Annotated in this window: 16 protein-coding genes; 9 read left to right on the forward strand and 7 right to left on the reverse strand. The window is 71.4% G+C overall.

Features of this window, described 5'->3' with window-relative positions; genetic code table 11:
* The first annotated feature begins 74 nt into the window (after positions 1-74).
* Positions 75-3380 (forward strand): DEAD/DEAH box helicase, encoded by a 3306-nt coding sequence (locus CRP27_RS04745; RefSeq protein ID WP_141399690.1) that lies wholly within the window; start codon positions 75-77, stop codon positions 3378-3380.
* Positions 3381-3397: 17 nt separating this feature from the next.
* Here CRP27_RS04745 and CRP27_RS04750 read toward each other — a convergent pair whose 3' ends face one another.
* Complete coding sequence (locus CRP27_RS04750) at positions 3398-4177, reverse strand: aldo/keto reductase (RefSeq protein ID WP_097179518.1); 780 nt, start codon at positions 4175-4177, stop codon at positions 3398-3400.
* 119 nt (positions 4178-4296) lie between these two features.
* Between CRP27_RS04750 and CRP27_RS04755 the strand changes: the two genes are divergently transcribed.
* The gene (locus CRP27_RS04755; protein WP_097179519.1) at positions 4297-5109 is read left to right on the forward strand and encodes an HNH endonuclease family protein; all 813 of its coding nucleotides are present in this window, start codon (positions 4297-4299) and stop codon (positions 5107-5109) included.
* On the opposite strand, the gene CRP27_RS04760 is transcribed toward CRP27_RS04755, so the two are convergent.
* Complete coding sequence (locus CRP27_RS04760) at positions 5110-5874, reverse strand: hypothetical protein (protein ID WP_141399691.1); 765 nt, start codon at positions 5872-5874, stop codon at positions 5110-5112.
* 111 nt (positions 5875-5985) lie between these two features.
* On the opposite strand from CRP27_RS04760, the gene CRP27_RS04765 reads away from it, so the two are divergent.
* The gene (locus tag CRP27_RS04765; protein WP_079238754.1) at positions 5986-6774 is read left to right on the forward strand and encodes an SDR family oxidoreductase; all 789 of its coding nucleotides are present in this window, start codon (positions 5986-5988) and stop codon (positions 6772-6774) included.
* Between the two features lie 92 nt (positions 6775-6866).
* Entirely contained in the window at positions 6867-7535 is a 669-nt protein-coding gene (locus CRP27_RS04770; RefSeq protein WP_097179521.1) for a GPP34 family phosphoprotein, read from the forward strand.
* A gap of 9 nt (positions 7536-7544) precedes the next feature.
* Here the strand turns inward: CRP27_RS04770 and CRP27_RS04775 are convergent, their stop codons facing one another.
* From CRP27_RS04775 to CRP27_RS04785, 3 genes are all read right to left on the reverse strand, one after another.
* Positions 7545-8372 (reverse strand): nuclease-related domain-containing protein, encoded by an 828-nt coding sequence (locus CRP27_RS04775; protein WP_097179522.1) that lies wholly within the window; start codon positions 8370-8372, stop codon positions 7545-7547.
* Positions 8373-8558: 186 nt separating this feature from the next.
* A complete protein-coding gene (locus tag CRP27_RS04780) occupies positions 8559-12023 on the reverse strand; it encodes a TM0106 family RecB-like putative nuclease (protein ID WP_097179523.1) in 3465 nt (1154 codons plus the stop codon).
* A gap of 33 nt (positions 12024-12056) precedes the next feature.
* Entirely contained in the window at positions 12057-12278 is a 222-nt protein-coding gene (locus CRP27_RS04785; RefSeq protein ID WP_255257433.1) for a DUF1653 domain-containing protein, read from the reverse strand.
* Between the two features lie 48 nt (positions 12279-12326).
* Between CRP27_RS04785 and CRP27_RS04790 the strand changes: the two genes are divergently transcribed.
* The 3 genes from CRP27_RS04790 to CRP27_RS04800 are packed head-to-tail and all read left to right on the forward strand — an operon-like array spanning position 12327 to position 13927.
* Entirely contained in the window at positions 12327-12938 is a 612-nt protein-coding gene (locus tag CRP27_RS04790) for a TMEM175 family protein (RefSeq protein WP_097179661.1), read from the forward strand.
* Positions 12939-12995: 57 nt separating this feature from the next.
* Positions 12996-13454 carry a thioredoxin family protein gene (locus CRP27_RS04795; RefSeq protein ID WP_097179524.1) on the forward strand — a complete coding sequence of 153 codons (459 nt, stop codon included), beginning with the start codon at positions 12996-12998 and terminating at the stop codon, positions 13452-13454.
* Positions 13451-13927 carry a DUF4395 domain-containing protein gene (locus tag CRP27_RS04800; protein WP_097179525.1) on the forward strand — a complete coding sequence of 159 codons (477 nt, stop codon included), beginning with the start codon at positions 13451-13453 and terminating at the stop codon, positions 13925-13927. The genes CRP27_RS04795 and CRP27_RS04800 overlap by 4 nt, the downstream gene beginning before the upstream one ends.
* 187 nt (positions 13928-14114) lie before the next feature.
* Here the strand turns inward: CRP27_RS04800 and CRP27_RS04805 are convergent, their stop codons facing one another.
* Positions 14115-15062, reverse strand: coding sequence for an ADP-ribosylglycohydrolase family protein (locus CRP27_RS04805; protein ID WP_097179526.1), 948 nt, complete (start codon positions 15060-15062; stop codon positions 14115-14117).
* A gap of 91 nt (positions 15063-15153) precedes the next feature.
* On the opposite strand from CRP27_RS04805, the gene CRP27_RS04810 reads away from it, so the two are divergent.
* The gene (locus CRP27_RS04810) at positions 15154-15798 is read left to right on the forward strand and encodes an NUDIX hydrolase (RefSeq protein WP_097179527.1); all 645 of its coding nucleotides are present in this window, start codon (positions 15154-15156) and stop codon (positions 15796-15798) included.
* Here the strand turns inward: CRP27_RS04810 and CRP27_RS04815 are convergent, their stop codons facing one another.
* Positions 15799-16608, reverse strand: a complete 810-nt coding sequence (locus tag CRP27_RS04815) for a hypothetical protein (RefSeq protein WP_097179528.1) — start codon at positions 16606-16608, stop codon at positions 15799-15801. It lies immediately after the preceding gene.
* 71 nt (positions 16609-16679) lie between these two features.
* On the opposite strand from CRP27_RS04815, the gene CRP27_RS04820 reads away from it, so the two are divergent.
* Entirely contained in the window at positions 16680-17081 is a 402-nt protein-coding gene (locus CRP27_RS04820; RefSeq protein WP_097179529.1) for a hypothetical protein, read from the forward strand.
* Positions 17082-17207 lie beyond the last annotated feature (126 nt).

A 17207-nucleotide genomic window follows, 5' to 3' on the forward strand; every position in this document is an offset into this window, starting at 1 on the left:
CCTGTGTCCCTGCGCCGGTTCTGCGCGGATCCACCGTAGCAGCGGGCGTCGGGGGTACCTGGCAGAGTTGACCCGTGCCAGCCGCCCCGATGATCGACGCCGTCGACGTCATCCGTTTCGTCGGGCCGCAGACCTTCGGCCGCGCCCGCGACCTCGTCCGCGCGGGGCTCGTCGACGACGCCGTCTGGCACGACGACGACGGCACGGTCACCGCGACGGTCACGGGGTCCGCCGACGACCCCTACGAACTCCGCGTCGAGACCACCCCGGCGCGCGGCGAGTTCGTCCGCCCGGTCCGCAGCACCTGCAGCTGCCCCCTCGGCGGCGAGTGCAAGCACGTCGCCGCCGCCCTCCTCACGATCAACGCGCGCGCCCTGTCCGCGGCCGCCGGCCCACGCCCGGAAGCACCGGCTCCGCCGCCTTCGGACTGGAGGCACGACCTCGCCCGCCTCGCCGGTGACGACGAGCAGGCGGTCACCCCGCAGGGCACCCCCATGGGCCTGCAGTTCGAGTTGCGTGACGCGGTCTCCGCCCGGCTCGCGTCGCGCGCGCGGGCGGCGGGTCGGGCACTGCCCACGGCCTCACGGTCGGTGCGGCTCGGGGTCCGCCCGGTGACCCGGAGCGACGCCGGCAACTGGGTGCGCGGGCAGCTGACGTGGGGCACGTTGCCGTACTCGATGAACCGGCTCGGGCTCTCCCCCGAGCAGCACGGCTGGTTCCTGCAGTTCGCGGCACTCCACCGTGCCGGGCAGCTCGCGGGGCTCCCGGGCGAGGCCGACTGGGTCCACCTCGACGACTTCGGCAGCCCGCTGCTCTGGCCGTTGCTCGCACAGGCGCCGGGGCTCGGGATCGCGTTCGTCACGGGCAAGCGCGAGGGCGGTGCGGTGCTCGGGGCCGAGGCACGGGTCGTGCTCGACGCCGCTCGCCACGACGACGACCTGGTGATCGGCGCGAGCGCGGTCGTCGACGGCAGGCCGATCGCCGAGGGCACCGCGCGGATGATCGGCGACCACGGCGTCTACGCCTTCCGCGAGAGCCCCGAGTTCCACGTCGTGTTCGCCCCGACACCCGGCCCGGTGCCCGAGGACCAGCGGCGCATGCTCGTCGACGGCAGCCGCATCACCGTGCCCCGGGACGAGGTCGACGAGTTCCTGGCCGACTGGTCCCCGAAGCTCCGCGGCGCGCTCGGCCTCGTCAGCTCCGACGGCTCGATCGAGCTCCCCGAACGCACGCCGCCCGAGCTCGTGCTGACGGCCACGTTCGAGCCGGCCCGTGCCCCGCGGACGGACGACCGCGTGCACCTGCAGTGGCGCTGGCACGTCGACGGCCGCAAGGACCCGGTCGCGCTGCACGGTCCCCTGCCAGACCTGACCACCCTGCGGGCGGCGGACGACGACGCGAGCCGAGCCGTGCCTCCCGGCTCCGGCCCCGGGGGTGGACTGGACTGGTTCGCGGACGGCACCATCGACGGCGCCGACGTGGCGGTCTTCGCCAACGAACTCCTGCCGGAACTGCCGTCGCTCGGCGTCCGCACGGTCGTGCAGGGCGAACGCGTCGACTACGAGCGCCTGACCGGGCGCCCGCACATCCGCGTCACGACGATGCCGTCCGACAAGCACGACTGGTTCGACCTCGGCATCTTCGTGACGGTCAACGGCAAGCAGGTGCCGTTCACGCCGCTGCTCCGGGCACTCGCCAAGCGCGACCGGCGCATGAAGCTGATCGACAACTCGTACCTGTCGCTCGCCGACCCCGCGTTCGACCGGCTGAAGGAGCTCATCGAGGAAGCGAGGGACCTCGACGAGTGGGAACCCGACCAGCCGATGACGGTCACGCCGCTGCAGGCCGGCATCTGGTCGGAGTTCGACCAGCTCGCCGACGAGACCTCGCACGACGAGCGGTGGCAGGCGATCGCGTCGGGGCTGCTCGGCGCGACTCCCCCGGCGGACGTCCCCGTGCCCGACACGGTGCACGCCGAGCTCCGGCCCTACCAGCACGCCGGGTACGCGTGGCTCTCGTTCCTGCTGGCGCACGGGATCGGCGGGGTGCTCGCCGACGACATGGGCCTCGGCAAGACCCTGCAGGTGCTCACGACGATCGCCGCCGCACGGCAGTCGTCGCCGGAGGCGCCGCCGTTCCTCGTCGTCGCACCGACCTCGGTCGTCGGCAACTGGGCGTCCGAGGCCGCGAAGTTCACCCCGGGCCTTCGCGTGACCACGGTGACCGCGACCTCGTTGAAGGACCCGGCCCGAGTGGCCCGTGCGGCTGCCGCGTCGGACGTCGTCGTGACCTCGTACGCGCTGCTGCGACTCGACGCCACGGCGTACACCGACCTGCCGTGGTCGGCCCTCGTGCTCGACGAGGCACAGTTCGTGAAGAACCCGCAGTCCCAGACGCACCGGGCCGCCGTGGAGCTCCGCGCGCCGGTGAAGTTCGCGATCACGGGGACACCGCTCGAGAACGGACTGACCGACCTCTGGGCGCTGTTCCACGTCGTCGCGCCCGGGCTGCTGTCGTCGTGGTCGCGCTTCGGGGACGACTACGTGAAGCCCCTCGCCTCCCCCGACCTCCGCGGCACCGCCCGCCAGGAACTGACCGAACGACTCCGACGGCGCATCCGGCCGCTCATGCTGCGGCGGACGAAGGAGAGCGTCGCCGCTGATCTCCCACCGAAGCAGGAGCAGGTCGTCCGGGTGACGCTCGACCCGGCGCACCGGGCCCTGTACGAGACGACGCTGAACCGGGAGCGCCTGAAGGTCCTCGACCTCATCGACGACCTCGCGCGGAACCGGATGATCGTGTTCCGCTCGCTGACCCTGCTGCGGATGCTGGCGCTGTCACCGGCACTGGTCGACGGTTCGCGGGAGGACCTGTCGTCCGCCAAGCTCGACCTGCTGCTCGACGAACTCGAACAGCTCGCCGCCGAGGGCCGCCGTGCCCTGGTGTTCAGCCAGTTCACGTCGTTCCTCCGCATGGTGGCCACGGCCCTCGACGACCGGGGCGTCGGCTACGAGTACCTCGACGGCTCCACGCGACGTCGGCCCGAGGTCATCGACCGCTTCCGGAACGGCACCGCCCCGGCGTTCCTCATCTCGCTCAAGGCCGGCGGTTTCGGACTCACCCTGACCGAGGCCGACACCGTCTTCGTGCTCGACCCGTGGTGGAACCCCGCGGCCGAGAACCAGGCGGTCGACCGCACCCACCGCATCGGGCAGACCCGGTCGGTGAACGTGCAGCGGTTCATCGCGGAGGACACCATCGAGGAGAAGGTCCTCGCACTCGCGTCGAAGAAGGCCGAGCTGTTCGCCACGATGATCGACGACGACGCCCTGTTCGCCGACGACCTGACGGCCGACGACATCCGCTCCCTGCTGGAGTGACGCCGTCGGCCGGATGGTCAGTGCCCGAGGCCGTCGATCCGTGCGACCTCGTCCGGGGTCAGCTCGATGCGGGCCCCGGCGGCGTTCGACCGGATGCGCTCCGGGTTCGACGACTTCGGGATCACGACGAACCCGTGCGCGACGTGCCACGCGACGATGACCTGCGCGCTGTCGGCGTCGTGCGCCTCCGCGATCTCGAGCAGCGTCGGGTCCTGCAGGTTGCTCGCCTTGAAGGGGCTGTAGCCCTCGAGGACGACACCGCGCTCGGCGAGCCCGTCGGCCACCGCAGCGTCGAACTCCACCGGGCTCCACTTGATCTGGTTCACGGCCGGGGTCGCACCGGTGGCCGACACGAGCTCGTCGATCTGCGCGAGGGAGTAGTTGCTCACGCCGACGGCCCGGGTGAGCCCGTCGGCCTGTGCCTGCACGACCTGCTCCCACACGTCGGGGCGCGCCTCGCCGTTCGGCGGCCAGTGCACGAGCCAGAGGTCGAGGTGGTCGAGGCCGAGCTGGTCGAGGCTCTCCTCGATCGTCTCGCGCACCCGGTCGGCGTTGTCCGGCGGCAGCTTCGTCGTGACGAAGACGTCGTCACGGGCCAGCCCCGAGTCGGCGATCGCCTTCCCGACCCCGCGCTGGTTGCGGTAGCCGGTGGCGGTGTCGATGTGCCGGTACCCGGCCTGGAGCGCCTCGCCCACGGCAGCGGGAGCATCGGCCTCGGGGATCTGCCAGGTGCCGAAGCCCAGGAGCGGCATCGACCCACCGGTGACGGACACGGACGGATTCGCGTAATCGGTCATGCGTTCCTTCCTACGCCGCGCGGTTGACCCGTGATGTCAGCGGGCTCGGGCATGATCGTCGAGGCCACCCCGGCTCGCACCACCCGCACCACGCGCACCACCAGGAGCACCACCGCAGCATGACGTCCCGCCGACGCCGCACCCGCACCAGTCTCACGTCCGTCCTCGTCGTCCTCGGGCTCGCCGTCGGGGCGTACGCGCTCCACACGGAGGGGTTCCTCGCCCCGGATGCCGAAGCCGCACCCGCCCTCACCAGCGCACCCGCGGGGTCGGACGCCCCCGTCATCACGACGGAACCCGCCGCGCCGGAGACGGCCCGCGCCTCCAGGCCGGGGTCGGAACCGACCGCCTCGGTGACCGGCACCGCGACCGACCAGCAGGACGCGGAGACCGCGCGGGCGCAGCTCGCCGACCTGCCCGTCAAGGGCAAGGCGCCGGCGACCGGCTACGACCGGGTCGGGGACTTCGGGACGGCGTGGCTCGACGTCGACCGGAACGGGTGCGACACCCGCAACGACGTGCTCGCCCGAGACCTGACCGCGATCACCAGGCAAGGCCCCTGCACGGTGCTGACGGGCACGCTCGTCTCGCCGTACACCGGCGCGACGATCGACTTCGTCCGCGGGAACAGGACGTCCACGCTCGTGCAGATCGACCACGTCGTCGCGCTCGAGAACGCCTGGCGCACCGGCGCGCAGCTGCTCCCCCAGTCACAGCGTGAGGCACTCGCGAACGACCCCGACAACCTGTTCGCCGTCGACGGGCACTCGAACGCCCAGAAGCGCTCCGGTGACGCCGCGACCTGGCTGCCCGCCTCCACGTCCTTCCGCTGCACGTACATCGAGCACCAGGTCGCGGTGAAGACGAAGTACCGGCTGTGGGTCGCGCCCGCAGAGCACGATGCGATGGCGAGGATCCTGCAGGCCTGCTGATCACCGCCGTCGGGCCGCGCGACCCTCCCGGGCGAACCACACCATCGACGCGACGACGAGCACCAGGGCGAGCCGCGCGATCCAGAGGAGCGCCGGGCTCGCCGGCTCGCGGAACGGCACGCCCAGCAGGACGCCGACGGCTTCGAGCAGACGACCTCCGCGACCGACGTACCCGTGGGACTCGCTCGGCACCGCGAACGTCACGGCGATCGCGAACCCCACGATCGCCAGGAGCATCGCCGCGAGCGACGCCGCGACACGGTTGCGCCCCTTGCGGCCGATCAGCGTCGCGACCAGCGTGACGACGGGCAGCACGACGAGCATGTCGACCAGCCACGCGAGCAGCAGCCCGATCGCGGACAGAAAGGCGAACATCAACGAGAGGAACCACCCGGTGGGGTCGTCGTCACGCACGACCACGACGACGCCGAGCGGGAACGCCAGCACGACCAGCACGAGGTCGAGCAGGAGCAGGTCGAGCGCGGTGCGGCGGCCCTCCCGCGAGGTCTGTTCGGCGGCCCGGACCCGGTTGCGGCTCTCGAGGGAGTCGAACGGGTTCCACCGCAGCCCGACGACGAGTCCGGCGATCGCCATCGCGCAGAGCACGCTCGTGATCCCGGTCCCCCAGTCCGGGTCGGGCGTCAGCACGAGGAGCGCGACCTCGCCGACCGCGGCGAGCGCGAAGGCCGCGCCGATCACGAGCAGCACCGCCTGCCGCCGCGTCCCGTCCCACACGATCCTGCTCAGCAGCGTCCTGTTCCCCACGGCACGGCAGCCTAGCGCGCACCCGAGCCGGTTTTAGACGACAGGTGTAGCCTAGTTCGGGCCGATGCGGACGCACCGACCTTCACCGTCGAAGACCCCAGGAGGCCTCCCATGACCACTTCCCGTTTCACCGACCGCGTCGTCCTCATCACCGGCGGCGGTTCCGGCCTCGGCCGCGCCACCGCCGTGCGCCTGGCGACGGAGGGTGCCGCGCTCTCCCTCGTCGACGTGTCCGCCGAGGGCCTCGAGGCATCGAAGGCCGCCGTGCTCGACGCAGCCCCGGACGCCCAGGTGCTGACCACCGTCGCCGACGTCTCCGACGAGGCCCAGGTCGACGCCTACGTCACGGCGACCACCGAGCGCTTCGGACGGATCGACGGTTTCTTCAACAACGCCGGCATCGAGGGCAAGCAGAACCCGACCGAGTCCTTCACGGCAGCGGAGTTCGACAAGGTGGTGTCGATCAACCTCCGGGGCGTGTTCCTCGGCCTCGAGAAGGTCCTCGCCGTCATGCACGCGCAGGGCAGCGGCATGGTCGTCAACACCGCCAGCGTCGGCGGCATCCGCGGCATCGGCAACCAGTCCGGGTACGCCGCCGCCAAGCACGGCGTCGTCGGTCTGACCCGCAACTCCGCCGTCGAGTACGGCCGGTACGGCATCCGCATCAACGCCATCGCACCGGGAGCCATCTGGACGCCCATGGTCGAGAACTCGATGAAGCAGCTCGACCCGGAGAACCCGCGCAAGGCCGCCGAGGAGTTCATCCAGGTCAACCCCGCCAAGCGCTACGGCGAGGCTCCCGAGATCGCAGCCGTCGTCGCCTTCCTGCTCTCCGACGACGCGTCCTACGTCAACGCGACGGTCGTCCCGATCGACGGCGGGCAGTCCGCCGCGTACTGACCCACGCAGCCCGGCGCGCGCCGACCTCGGTGTGCGCTGGGCATCGGCCTGGAGGCACGGCGCACCTCCGCCTCGAATGGCAGGCTGCGGACATGGCTGAGCAACTCACGGTCCCGCAGGCGTTCGCGCTGCTCCAGGTCGAGTCCGACGGGCGGAAGTCCACGGACGTCCAGACCCTCGACGCCGGGCTCGCCGGCGCCGTCCTCGCCGACCTCGCCCTCCGCGGGGTCGTCTCGCTGCAGGACGGGCTCGTCACCGTCGTGAACGGCGCCGCGACCGGCGACCCGGTGCTCGACGGTGTCGCCGGCACCATCGCGGCGGCCGACAAACCCCGCAAGGCGAAGTGGTGGATCACCCGCCTCGCCAAGCGGCCACTGCGCGACGACGTCTTCGCGGGCCTGATCGCGCGCGGCGTGATCACGCTCGAACAGGGGAAGGCGCTCGGCATCTTCCCCACGACGAAGTACCCGGAGCGCGACGGCGGGCCGGAGACCCTGCTGCGGTCCGCGATCGCCGACGTCCTCGCGCAGCGGTCGGCCCCCACGCCGTTCTCGGCAGCGGTCATCGGGCTGCTCGACGCGACGAGCACCCTGCGCAAGCAGTTCGGCAAGGTCGACCGTGGGCTCGTGAAGGAGATCACTTCGGGCAGCTGGGCGACCCCTGCGGTGAAGGCCGTTCTCGAGGACATCCAGACGGCCGCGATCATGGCCAGCGTCGCGGCGACCACCGCAGCCACGACGGCGACGATCTCGTCGAGCTGATCCGCTGAGTCAGGCACCGAGTGCGGTGATCGCGGCTGCCCACCAGTAGCCGAGCAGAGCGCCTGCGGGGACGGCGAGCACCGCCACCACCCGCGCCTTCCGGAGCAGGGCCCGCCGCGCTTCGGCCCGCTGCCGGTCCCGCTCGAGCCGCTCGAACCGCTGGACGTGGCGGAGGGTGTCGTTGATGACGACAGCATCGACGTGCCAGGTGCCGCGTTCCTCGGCGAGCATCGTGAGGAAGCGAACGGCCTCGTCGGAGTGCGCGCGCGGCAGCCCCGTGATCCACTGCCCGATCTCCTGTGGCCGCAGCGTGACGACCGCCGGCACCTTGTCACCGAACCTGAGCTTCGCCGCGGCCACGACGAGGATCGGCTGCACCAGGATCGGGCCTCCGGCCGCCGTCGAGAGCAGCCGGGTTGCTCGCTCGCCCTCCGTGAGGGCGCTGTGCATGTGCCGGGTCCGCTGCCCGCTCACCATGAGCGTCCGCCCGCCGACCCAGACGTCCTGCCCCGAGTGGTTCTTCGTGTTGATCGAGAACACCCCGGTTGGCCCGATGACCAGGTGGTCGATGTCGGTCTCGTGCTTGCCGACAGGGACGGCGTGGAGCACGGTGAAGTCCGGACCGAGCGACTCGAGGGCCGTCGCGACCTCCCGCTCTCCGATCGCGCCCTTGAACCACGACCGTGCGTCCGGGTGGAGCGGGTCGTGACCCCAGAACCGTTGCCACCTCGTTCGAGCCGGAGCGCCGGACTGGATGGACAGGCACTCCTGCATGACCGCGTAGCCGGGCTTCCGAGCGCGCAGCGTGAGCGGCGCGCTTCCTCGTGCTTCCCCCATGCGTCCACCGTCCCACGGCGACAGGTGTCGGACGAGCCCTCGTTCAGGCGTCACGGTTCGGCGCAGCGCGGCGGACGGGGCAGTTCTGTTCCGGGTTCGACCGTTCTGGTTCACGATCGCCGGGGTTCGTGAACCGGAACGGTCAATCGCCGGAACGAGAACGGGCTCGCCCCGGGGACGACCGGCTCAGGGCCGCGGCTCGACGAGCTCGATGAAGCGGGAGAGCAGGGACAGCCCGGCGATCGACGGGGGCAGCCCCGTGGTGAGCGCGGGTGAGTAGACCAGGTACGCCGCCCACTTCGCCCGGGACAGCGCAACGTTCAGGCGGTTCGGCATGAGCAGGAAGTCGAGCCCGCGGGGGATGTCGGCAGCGCTCGACGCCGCCAGCGACACGATCGACACGACGGCCTCGCGCCCCTGGAACATGTCGACGGTGCCGACCTGGGTGCCCCGGAGCCCTGCACGGTCCAGGGCGTCACGGATCACGGCGCCCTGGGCGTTGTAGGGCGCGACGACGATGACGTCCTCGTCGGTCAGGGTCCGGGCGACGTCACCGTCCACCCATCGCCGTCCGACCACGTCCTGTGCGAGTGCCACGACGCGAGCGGCTTCCTCCACCGACGACGTCGTGTTCCCGGCGTGCACGACCGGCACGGGGTGCACGCCCGCGTCGATGTCGTCGAGGTGCCGGCCGGAGACCATCGAGGCGAGCTGCCCGTCGTAGGACAGGGCCGAGACCGAGGCTGTCAGTGCCGGCTCCATGCGCCGGGTGCGGGCGAGGAAGTAGCCGAACTCGGACGGCAACACGTGCGCCCCGTCGGTCAGCCAGCCGAGCGCCGACTGGTCGACGGGTTCGGGGTGCGACCCCTGCGACACCTGGGGCAGCTGCTGCGGATCGCCGAGCAGGAGCAGGCGGGTCGCGGCGACCGAGGAGGCGATCGTCGGCGCGAGCGAGAACTGACCGGCCTCGTCGACGACGAGCAGGTCGAGGGAACCACGGGCGATCGTGGCCTCGTTCGCGAAGGTCCACGCGGTGCCGCCCACGACACCGCCGGTGCCCGAGGCCTCGCACGACGACAGGAACGCGGCGATCGCGGCGCCGTTCTTCACGGGTGTCCACGCGGCGGCCTCGACGTCCTCCGGGTCGGCACCGGTGCGCGGCACCTTCACGACGCGGTCCTCCGGCACGCCCGCCCGTACCACCGAGGCGAGGAAGTTCTCTGAGGTGGCGTGCGACTGCCCGACGACGCCGACGCGCCAGCCGAACTCGCGGACGAGCCGCGCGACGACGTTCGACCCGACGTAGGTCTTGCCGGTGCCGGGAGGGCCCTGGATCGCCAGGTAGGACCGGTCGAGCCCGAGCAGCGTCGCGACCACGGCGGAAACGGTGTCGTCGCCCTGCACGGGTGTGATCGGCCCGCGTGGCGGAATGCGGCGGAGCAGGTCGAACGCCGGGTCGGGCAACATCGACGGCAGCGTGTCGAGCACCGTTTGGCCCCACTCGGCGATCGCATCGGGCTGGGGCTTCGCGCGGGGCGGCGCTGCCGGTGCGATGGCGACCGGGAGGTCTCCGTGCGGCGATCCGCCGACCGGCAGGTTCTCCTTCACCAGGACCTCGACGGCATCGCCGTCGTCGCTGACGTCCACGACGACCGCGCGGGACGACGCGCCCTTCGACCCAGGGCCCGGAGAGACGACCGATGGCGGGAGCGGGTCGTCGTACACGAGGTGGGGCGTGCCTCCAGGCCGGAGCCGCGAACCGGGCGCGAGCGTCCCCGACAGCCGGATCTCACGCGACTGCGACCGGGCACGCGGCAGCGTGTCCCAGTCGCGCTCGACGGACGCGCGCTCGACGACGAGGACGTCGCGGGTGTCCGCCCACTCGTCCACGGGGTTCCGGAGACGGTCGAAGTGGTCCTGCCAGAACGTCTTCGCCTCGCGACGGTGGTAGTCGATCGCGGCCGCGGCGAGTGCCAGTGCGGTCTGGTCAGGGGTGCGGTCGAGGGCGTCGACGTCCTCGAGTTCGGCGGCGAGCGCGAGGTACACCGGGTTCGGCTCGCGGTCGACCGGGATCGGCGGGAGGAGTTCGTCTTCCTCCCGTGGGTCGGCCGGCGAATCGGCGCGCAGGGACAGGAGCCAGTCTCGCAGCCGGAGCGTCGAGCGGCAGTCGTAGGCGTTGTAGTCGGCGACCTCGTCGAGCATGTGCTGCCCGCGGGTCGCGTCACCCGTGCGAATCTCGGTGATCGCGTCGACGTAGGCGGTGATGCTGTCCGCGGCGTTCGTGACGTCGCTGAGCCGGAGGTCCTCGCCCATGTACAGCGGCTCGAGCTTCTTGATCGAGTAGCTGCGGCTGCCGACCACGAGCGCCTTCCGCACCACCGGGTACAGGTCGACGAGGACGCCCGCGCGCAAGAGGTCGTCGACCGCCTCTTCGCCGACGCCGTGCCGGGCGGCGAGGGACAGCAGGTGCGTCCGCTCGTACGCGGCGTAGTGGTAGATGTGCATGCCGGGGTACTGCTCGCGTCGCTGCTGCACCCAGGCGAGGAAGTCGACGAGCGCCTGTCGCTCGTCGCGCAGCGTGTGCGCCCAGAAGGCCGTGAACTCGGCCTGGTCGTCCACCAGCCCGAACAGGTAGTCGATGCCCCAGTGCACGCCGTCCTCGGTGTACAGCGGGTCGCCCTCGAAGTCGAAGAACACGTCTCCAGGGTCCGGCGCGGGGATCGCGTCGAGCGCCCGCGGGTCCAGGACCTCGAACAGCGGCTTGCGTCCGCCGGCGTGCTGGCCGTCGACCTGGAGGCGCGCCTGCCGTACCAGCCGCTCTCGCGTCGTGTTCGACATGCCTTGCACTGCCGTGGTCCGGTCCGCCAGGTCGTCGATCGTCCGCACTCCCTGCCGGATCAGCTTCGTCCGCTGGTCGAGGCGCATGCCCGCGACGAGGACCAGGTCGCGGTGCTGCTCGACCTGCGTGCTGCACACGTCGCACCGACCGCAGCTCGAGTACCGGGGATCGCCCCACTGGAGCGGTTCGTCCGCCGCGAGCCGCTCGGTGATCACGCGCTTGAGCTCTGCGCGCTGCGTCCGGTACACCGGGGCGATGTCGGCCAGCTCGTGCGTCGTGGTGGTCCGGTCGCCGAGCACGAGGTGGACCTGTTCGCCGGTGGGGATGCCGTGCGTCTGCATCTGCTCGGCGTAGGCGGCGAGCTGCAGGAGGGCGCTGATCTTGGCGTGCCGGGCGAGCTTGGTGTCGTAGACCTCGTACTCGCCGCGGTCGTTGCGGATGATGAAGTCCGCGAAGCCGATGAAGCCCGCGTCGTCCGCGGTCGGAGGTGCGTGGAAGGTCGGCTGGTACAGGACGTCGGCGCCGTTGCGCATGGCGTTCAGCGCCTTCTTCGCTTCTGATCCGTAGTCAGATGGTTGCGGGCGCTCGAACTCGACCACGTCCCGCGTCTCCTTGAGGATCGCGAGGTAGTCGAGCTCGTGCTGGTCCCCCAGCCGGGCGGTGCGCTCGAGCATGTCGTCGTGCGTCTCGGGGAGGGGTTCGCCGCGGCCGAGCTTGGCGTCCATGCGCCGGAGGAACGCCCATTCGCACGAGGCCCACGTGGACAGGTCGCTCGGGCTGAGCAGGACGTGCCCGTCGGTGCCGATCTGCATGCGCTCCCCCGTCTCGTCCGGTGCCCTGCGAGCCTAGGGGCGGCCGCCGACAGGCACGAAGCGCGGCCCGTCGTAGCCGTCGCGGGAGACGTGCGCCGTGAAGTCGGCGACCGTGCGCACCCAGTGTCCGCGTTCGCCGTACAGCGCCTGGTAGACGACGACCGGCTCCTCGGTCCCGACGTCCCGTGCGACGAGGAGCACTTCGTAGTCGTTCCCCTTGAAGTGGCGGTACCGGCCGGGCGTCACGTCGTTCACGCTCCCGATGCTATGGCCGCCGCTCGGGCCCTCAATACACTCGCCAACATGAGCGAGCAGACCGAGCAGGCACGAACCGAGCGTGGCCTCGACCGCCTCGTGAACTTCTCCGACGCGACCGTGGCGATCGCGATCACGCTCCTCATCCTCCCGCTGGTCGACATCGCCGGGGAGCTCTCCGACGGTGAGAGCGCGGGCGAGCTGGTGAGCGACCACTGGCCCGCCATCCTGGAGTTCGTCATCACATTCTGGGTGATCTCCCGCTTCTGGATGTTGCACCACCAGGTGTTCGAGCACGTCCGCTCCTACACGCAGCGGATCGTGCGTCTGAACTTCCTGTGGCTGCTCAGCATCGTGTTCCTGCCGTTCGCCGCGAACCTGCTCAACACGAGCGCGAGCGGGGACCGGGTGTCGCACGGGCTGTACCTCGGGAGCATGGTCGTCACGAGCCTGACGCTGACCGCCATCGAGTGGGAACTCCGCCGCGCCCCGGAGCTGCTGTCCTCACCACTCGGCGACACCTGGAAGGGCCCGACCGCTGCCGGCCTGCTCGCCCTGGCCCTCGTGCTCGCGATGATCTTCCCGTCGATCGGGCTGTTCTGGGTGCTGCTCCTGCTGCTGCAGACCCCGATCGCGGCGATCGTCCGACGTCGCCGCTGAGCCGTCACAGTCGGTCATCTCGGTGACCTGGACGCCCGGACGACGTACCGTCACGGCATGACCGTCATCGCGGCCGTCGCCGTCCTCGTGGGAGTCCTCGCACTCGCCACGGTCCTCGGCGTGGTCCTCCGCGCGAGAACGGGACGCGCACGCCCGACGAACGGACGCGCGGGCACCGCGCAGGCACACCCCACCACGGACCTCGCCCCCGCCGACGCCTTCGGCACGGCCGCCACTCTCGTGCAGTTCTCCACGCCGACGTGCGCGCGCTGCCCGGCCACCCGCCGTCAGCTCGACGCCGTGGCCGACGCCACCCCCGGTGTGACGCGCATCGAGATCGATCTCGCCGATCGCCCCGAGCTCGCCCGACGCTTCGACGTGATGCAGACCCCCACGGTCCTGCTCCTCGACGGTGACCGCGCCGTCCGCTCCCGCTTCGGAGGACCTCCCCGTCCCGCCGAACTCTCCGCAGCCCTCGACACCGTCCTGACCCCAGGCACAGAGGAGTCCCGATGACCACGCCCACCACCCCAGCGAACGGCATCGATCCGCGCTCCCCGCGCTTCGATGCGGCCATAACGACAGTCCTGCTCGCTGCGACGATCGTCCTCACCCTGATCCCTGTGACCTGGGCGGTCGGCATCGTCCTGCTCGCCGTCATCGTGGTCCTCTTCGCCGTCGGCGGCATCGCCGGCATCCGTCGCCACCCCTACGGCGCGCTCTTCCGCCGGTTCGTCCGCCCGCGGCTCGCCCCACCCGCCGAACTCGAGGCCCCCGAACCCCCGACCTTCGCCCAGCAGGTCGGGCTGGTCATCACGGCGCTGGCACTCGTCCTCGCCCTGGTCGGCGTCCCGTACGCCGCACCCGTCGGTGCCGCGATCGCGCTGGTCGCCGCCTTCCTCAACGCCGTCTTCGACGTCTGCATCGGCTGCCTGCTCTACGTGTGGCTCGTCCGGGCGGGCGTCTTCCGGCAGCGCACCACGGCCTGACCCCGGCGGTCCCGCCCCGCGCACAACCAAAGTCGCCCCGAACCGCGGGATCGCGTGGTTCAAGGCGAGTTTGGTTGTGCGCTGTCAGGGCTACGGGCCCGGGAGGCGCGGCTCGGCTCCGCAACGCCGCTCACGTCGCCGGCGGCGGAGGCTCCCCCCAGTGGCAGCCTCCGACGCCGGCGTCGGGTCACGCGGTCAGCGCCTGCTCGCTCAGCGCGACGAGGTCGTCCGCGCGGAGGTTCGGCCAGCCGTGCAGCAGCTCGCGCCATTCCGCCGGCAGCGTCGATGCCCCGTAGAGCGCCCCGGCCAGGCCTCCGGCGATCGCTGCGACCGTGTCGGTGTCGTTGCCGGTGCGGACGGCACGGACGAGGGCGTCCTCGAGCGAGGTGCTGTGCTTGACCGCGGCGTAGGCCGCCTGCATCGCGGAGACGACCCACCCGTTCGACTCCGTGAAGTCCACCGGCTCGGAGTGCTCCGCCGTGACGAGCCGGTCCACCCACAGCCGGCGCCGGTCGAGGTCGAGCAGGTCGAGGCCGCGGAGAACGTCGAGCTCCCCCGCCAGTACCGCGTGCCGGATCGCCACGCACCAGAGCACGCACGCGTCCCCGGCGTCCGCCTCGAAGTGCGTCAGGTCGCTGATCGCACGCGCCGCCGAGGCGAGCCGCTCCTCTTCCCCGAGGTCCCCGCGCAGGTAGGCGAGGACCAGCGGCGCGGTCCGCATCAGCGACCCGTTGCCGGCGGAGCGGCCCTTGAACTCGTGTTCCTGGCGGGCCGCAGCGCGCGCGTGGGAGGCGGTCCGTGCCTCCAGGCCGGTGAGGACGTTGCGCGTCTGGATGCCGACGTCGGGCGCGTTGACCGACCACGCTGCCCAGGCGGCCACGAGGCCGTCGAGCGCCTCTTCGGAAGCCGGGTCGCCGCCGCGCGCGACCGTGCGAAGGATCGGGACGGCCATGCTCGTGTCGTCCGTCCACTCCCCCGGTGCCCAGCCGAACGAGCCACCGCCGGCCATCCAGATCGGGGTGGGTGCGGGGACGGCAGGGCGGAACTCGTAGCCGGCCCCGAGGGCGTCGCCGGCGGCGGAGCCGAGGACGGCACCGACGGCCCGGTCGACCTGGACGGTGGTCTGCGTGGTCATGTGCGCCTCCGATGCGGGTTTACGCGGAATTGCGTAAACCCGAGTCTGCACGCTTCTGCCGGTTTGCGCAAGTGTGCGTAAACTCGTGCTCATGACGAATGAGTACCGCGACGCCGACGGCAAGCGCCTGACGGACTACCCACGCCCGTCGGTGGCCGTGGACACCGCGGTCCTCACCGTTCCTGCGGGCGGACCGCTGTCCGTGGTGCAGGTGCTCGACGTGGTCGACGGGGACTGGCGGCTGCCCGGGACGTTCGTGCACGAGGGTGAGCGGCTGGCTTCGGCCGTCCTGCGGTCACTCTCGACGAAGGCGGGCGTGACGGGGCTCGCACCGGAGCAGTTGCACGTGTTCGACGACCCCTCGCGGGACGACCGGGGGTGGGTGCTGTCGGTGGCGCACGTCGACGTGGTGCCTGCGGCGGCGCTGGTGCTCGAAGAGGATCGCGCGCGGATCGTGCCGGTTGCCGAGACCCGGGGCATGGTGCACGGGCACGACGACATCGTCGCGTTCGCGGTCGCCCGACTGCGGGCCGCGTACTCCGTGGCGCCGGACCCGCACGGGCTGCTGGACGAGCCGTTCACGATGACGGAGCTGCGGCGCGTGCACGAGGCCGTCCGTGGTGAGGCCCTGCTGCCGGACTCGTTCCGGCGGGCGATGCTGCCGATGCTGACAGCGACCGAGGCGAAGCGGGCCGAGGGGCCAGGAAAGCCGGCGACGCGGTACCGGCGGCGCTGATCAGTTCCGCGCTGCTCGCGGGATGATGCAGTCGCTCTCCACGACGAGCTCATTCGACTTCGCCCGGTACTCGATCTTCGACAGGGTGTTCGCCGGGCGGAGCGAGGGGTCACCGTCGCCCTGGTAGGTGTAGGCGTGGTCGGCGCCGCGGCTCGCCTCGTCCCGATCGTCGAAGTGGTCCGACAGCGCCTCGACGGCTGCGTCGCGGTCCAGGGAGTCGGGCAGCGCGATCGTCGCAGTGTAGGTCGTGCAGGCGTTGCCGCCCTCGGTCTTCCCCGCGGTGAAGTCACGTCGGGTGTCGACGGCTTCACGACGGAGGTGCAGCACACCGAGCGCCTCGTCGATCTCGGGGTCCATGCGTTCCGCGGCCTGGTGTGCGTCGGCCGGGTCCGCGGGGTCCAGTTCGTCGAGCTCGTCCTGCGCGACCGTCGCCCGGTACGCCCGGTCGTCGGCGGGAGCCTGTCGGATGACACCCACCGAAGGGACGACGATGCAGACCCCCGCGACACCGACGCACAACGCGGCAACGACCGTGAGGACCACCGCCGGTCGACCGTCGCGGCGGCGACGCACTGCGACGATCCCGATGGCGAGGAGAACGAGCGGGACACCGAGACCGATGACCAGCGCAGCGATCTGCGACCCCAGGTACTCACCGCTGCCGTGGTTGAACGTGCGCCAGCTGACCGAGATCAGCGTGATGACCTGGAGGCCGAGTGCGAACACCGTCGCGATCGGGGCAACCACGGCGAGCACCACGAGCAGTCCTCGGCCGATCCCCTCCGGCCTCGACGAATCGTCGTCCCCCACGAGCCCTCCCCTGTCGTCAGGTCCAGGGTGCCACACCAGGGTGCTGATCCGGCCCGGGGTAGCGTGGACGCATGGGGGAACACGACGTCACCGTCCGACGTGCCCGTCGCCGCACCACGCTGCTGGCCGTGATCGGCGCGGTCGTGGGTGGGGCCGCGGGCTGGTTCACGGGGACGGGGCAGCAACCGGCGGTCTTCATCCTCGGGGTGATCGGGTTCGCTGCGGCGTTCGGTGGCCCGACCGCCGCATTCTCGATCATGTTCACGACCGTGCAGCTTTCGTCGTGGGTGTCCGCGCCGCTCCGAGGACTCCCGCGGGAGGTCCAGCGCCACGTCACCCGAGCCGTCCGTTCCGGCGTCCCGCTCGACCACATCGACCGCCCGGAGCTCGCAGCGGAGGGCTTTAGACCACACCCAAGAGATGACGATCTACTCGTGCTGTACGTCGGGATCGCCAGTCCGCACATCTCATAGCTCGACGCCGAGTGATTCGGGAGTCCCTAGCGTCGACTGATCTGCTCGGTCGTGCTCATCACGGCCGGAGTCCTGACCCCGATGCAGCTCCGACGCACCCCGAAAGCCCAGTGGTCCGTGTCGACA

This window comes from Curtobacterium sp. 314Chir4.1 (assembly GCF_900215175.1).
GTDB lineage: Bacteria > Actinomycetota > Actinomycetes > Actinomycetales > Microbacteriaceae > Curtobacterium > Curtobacterium pusillum_A.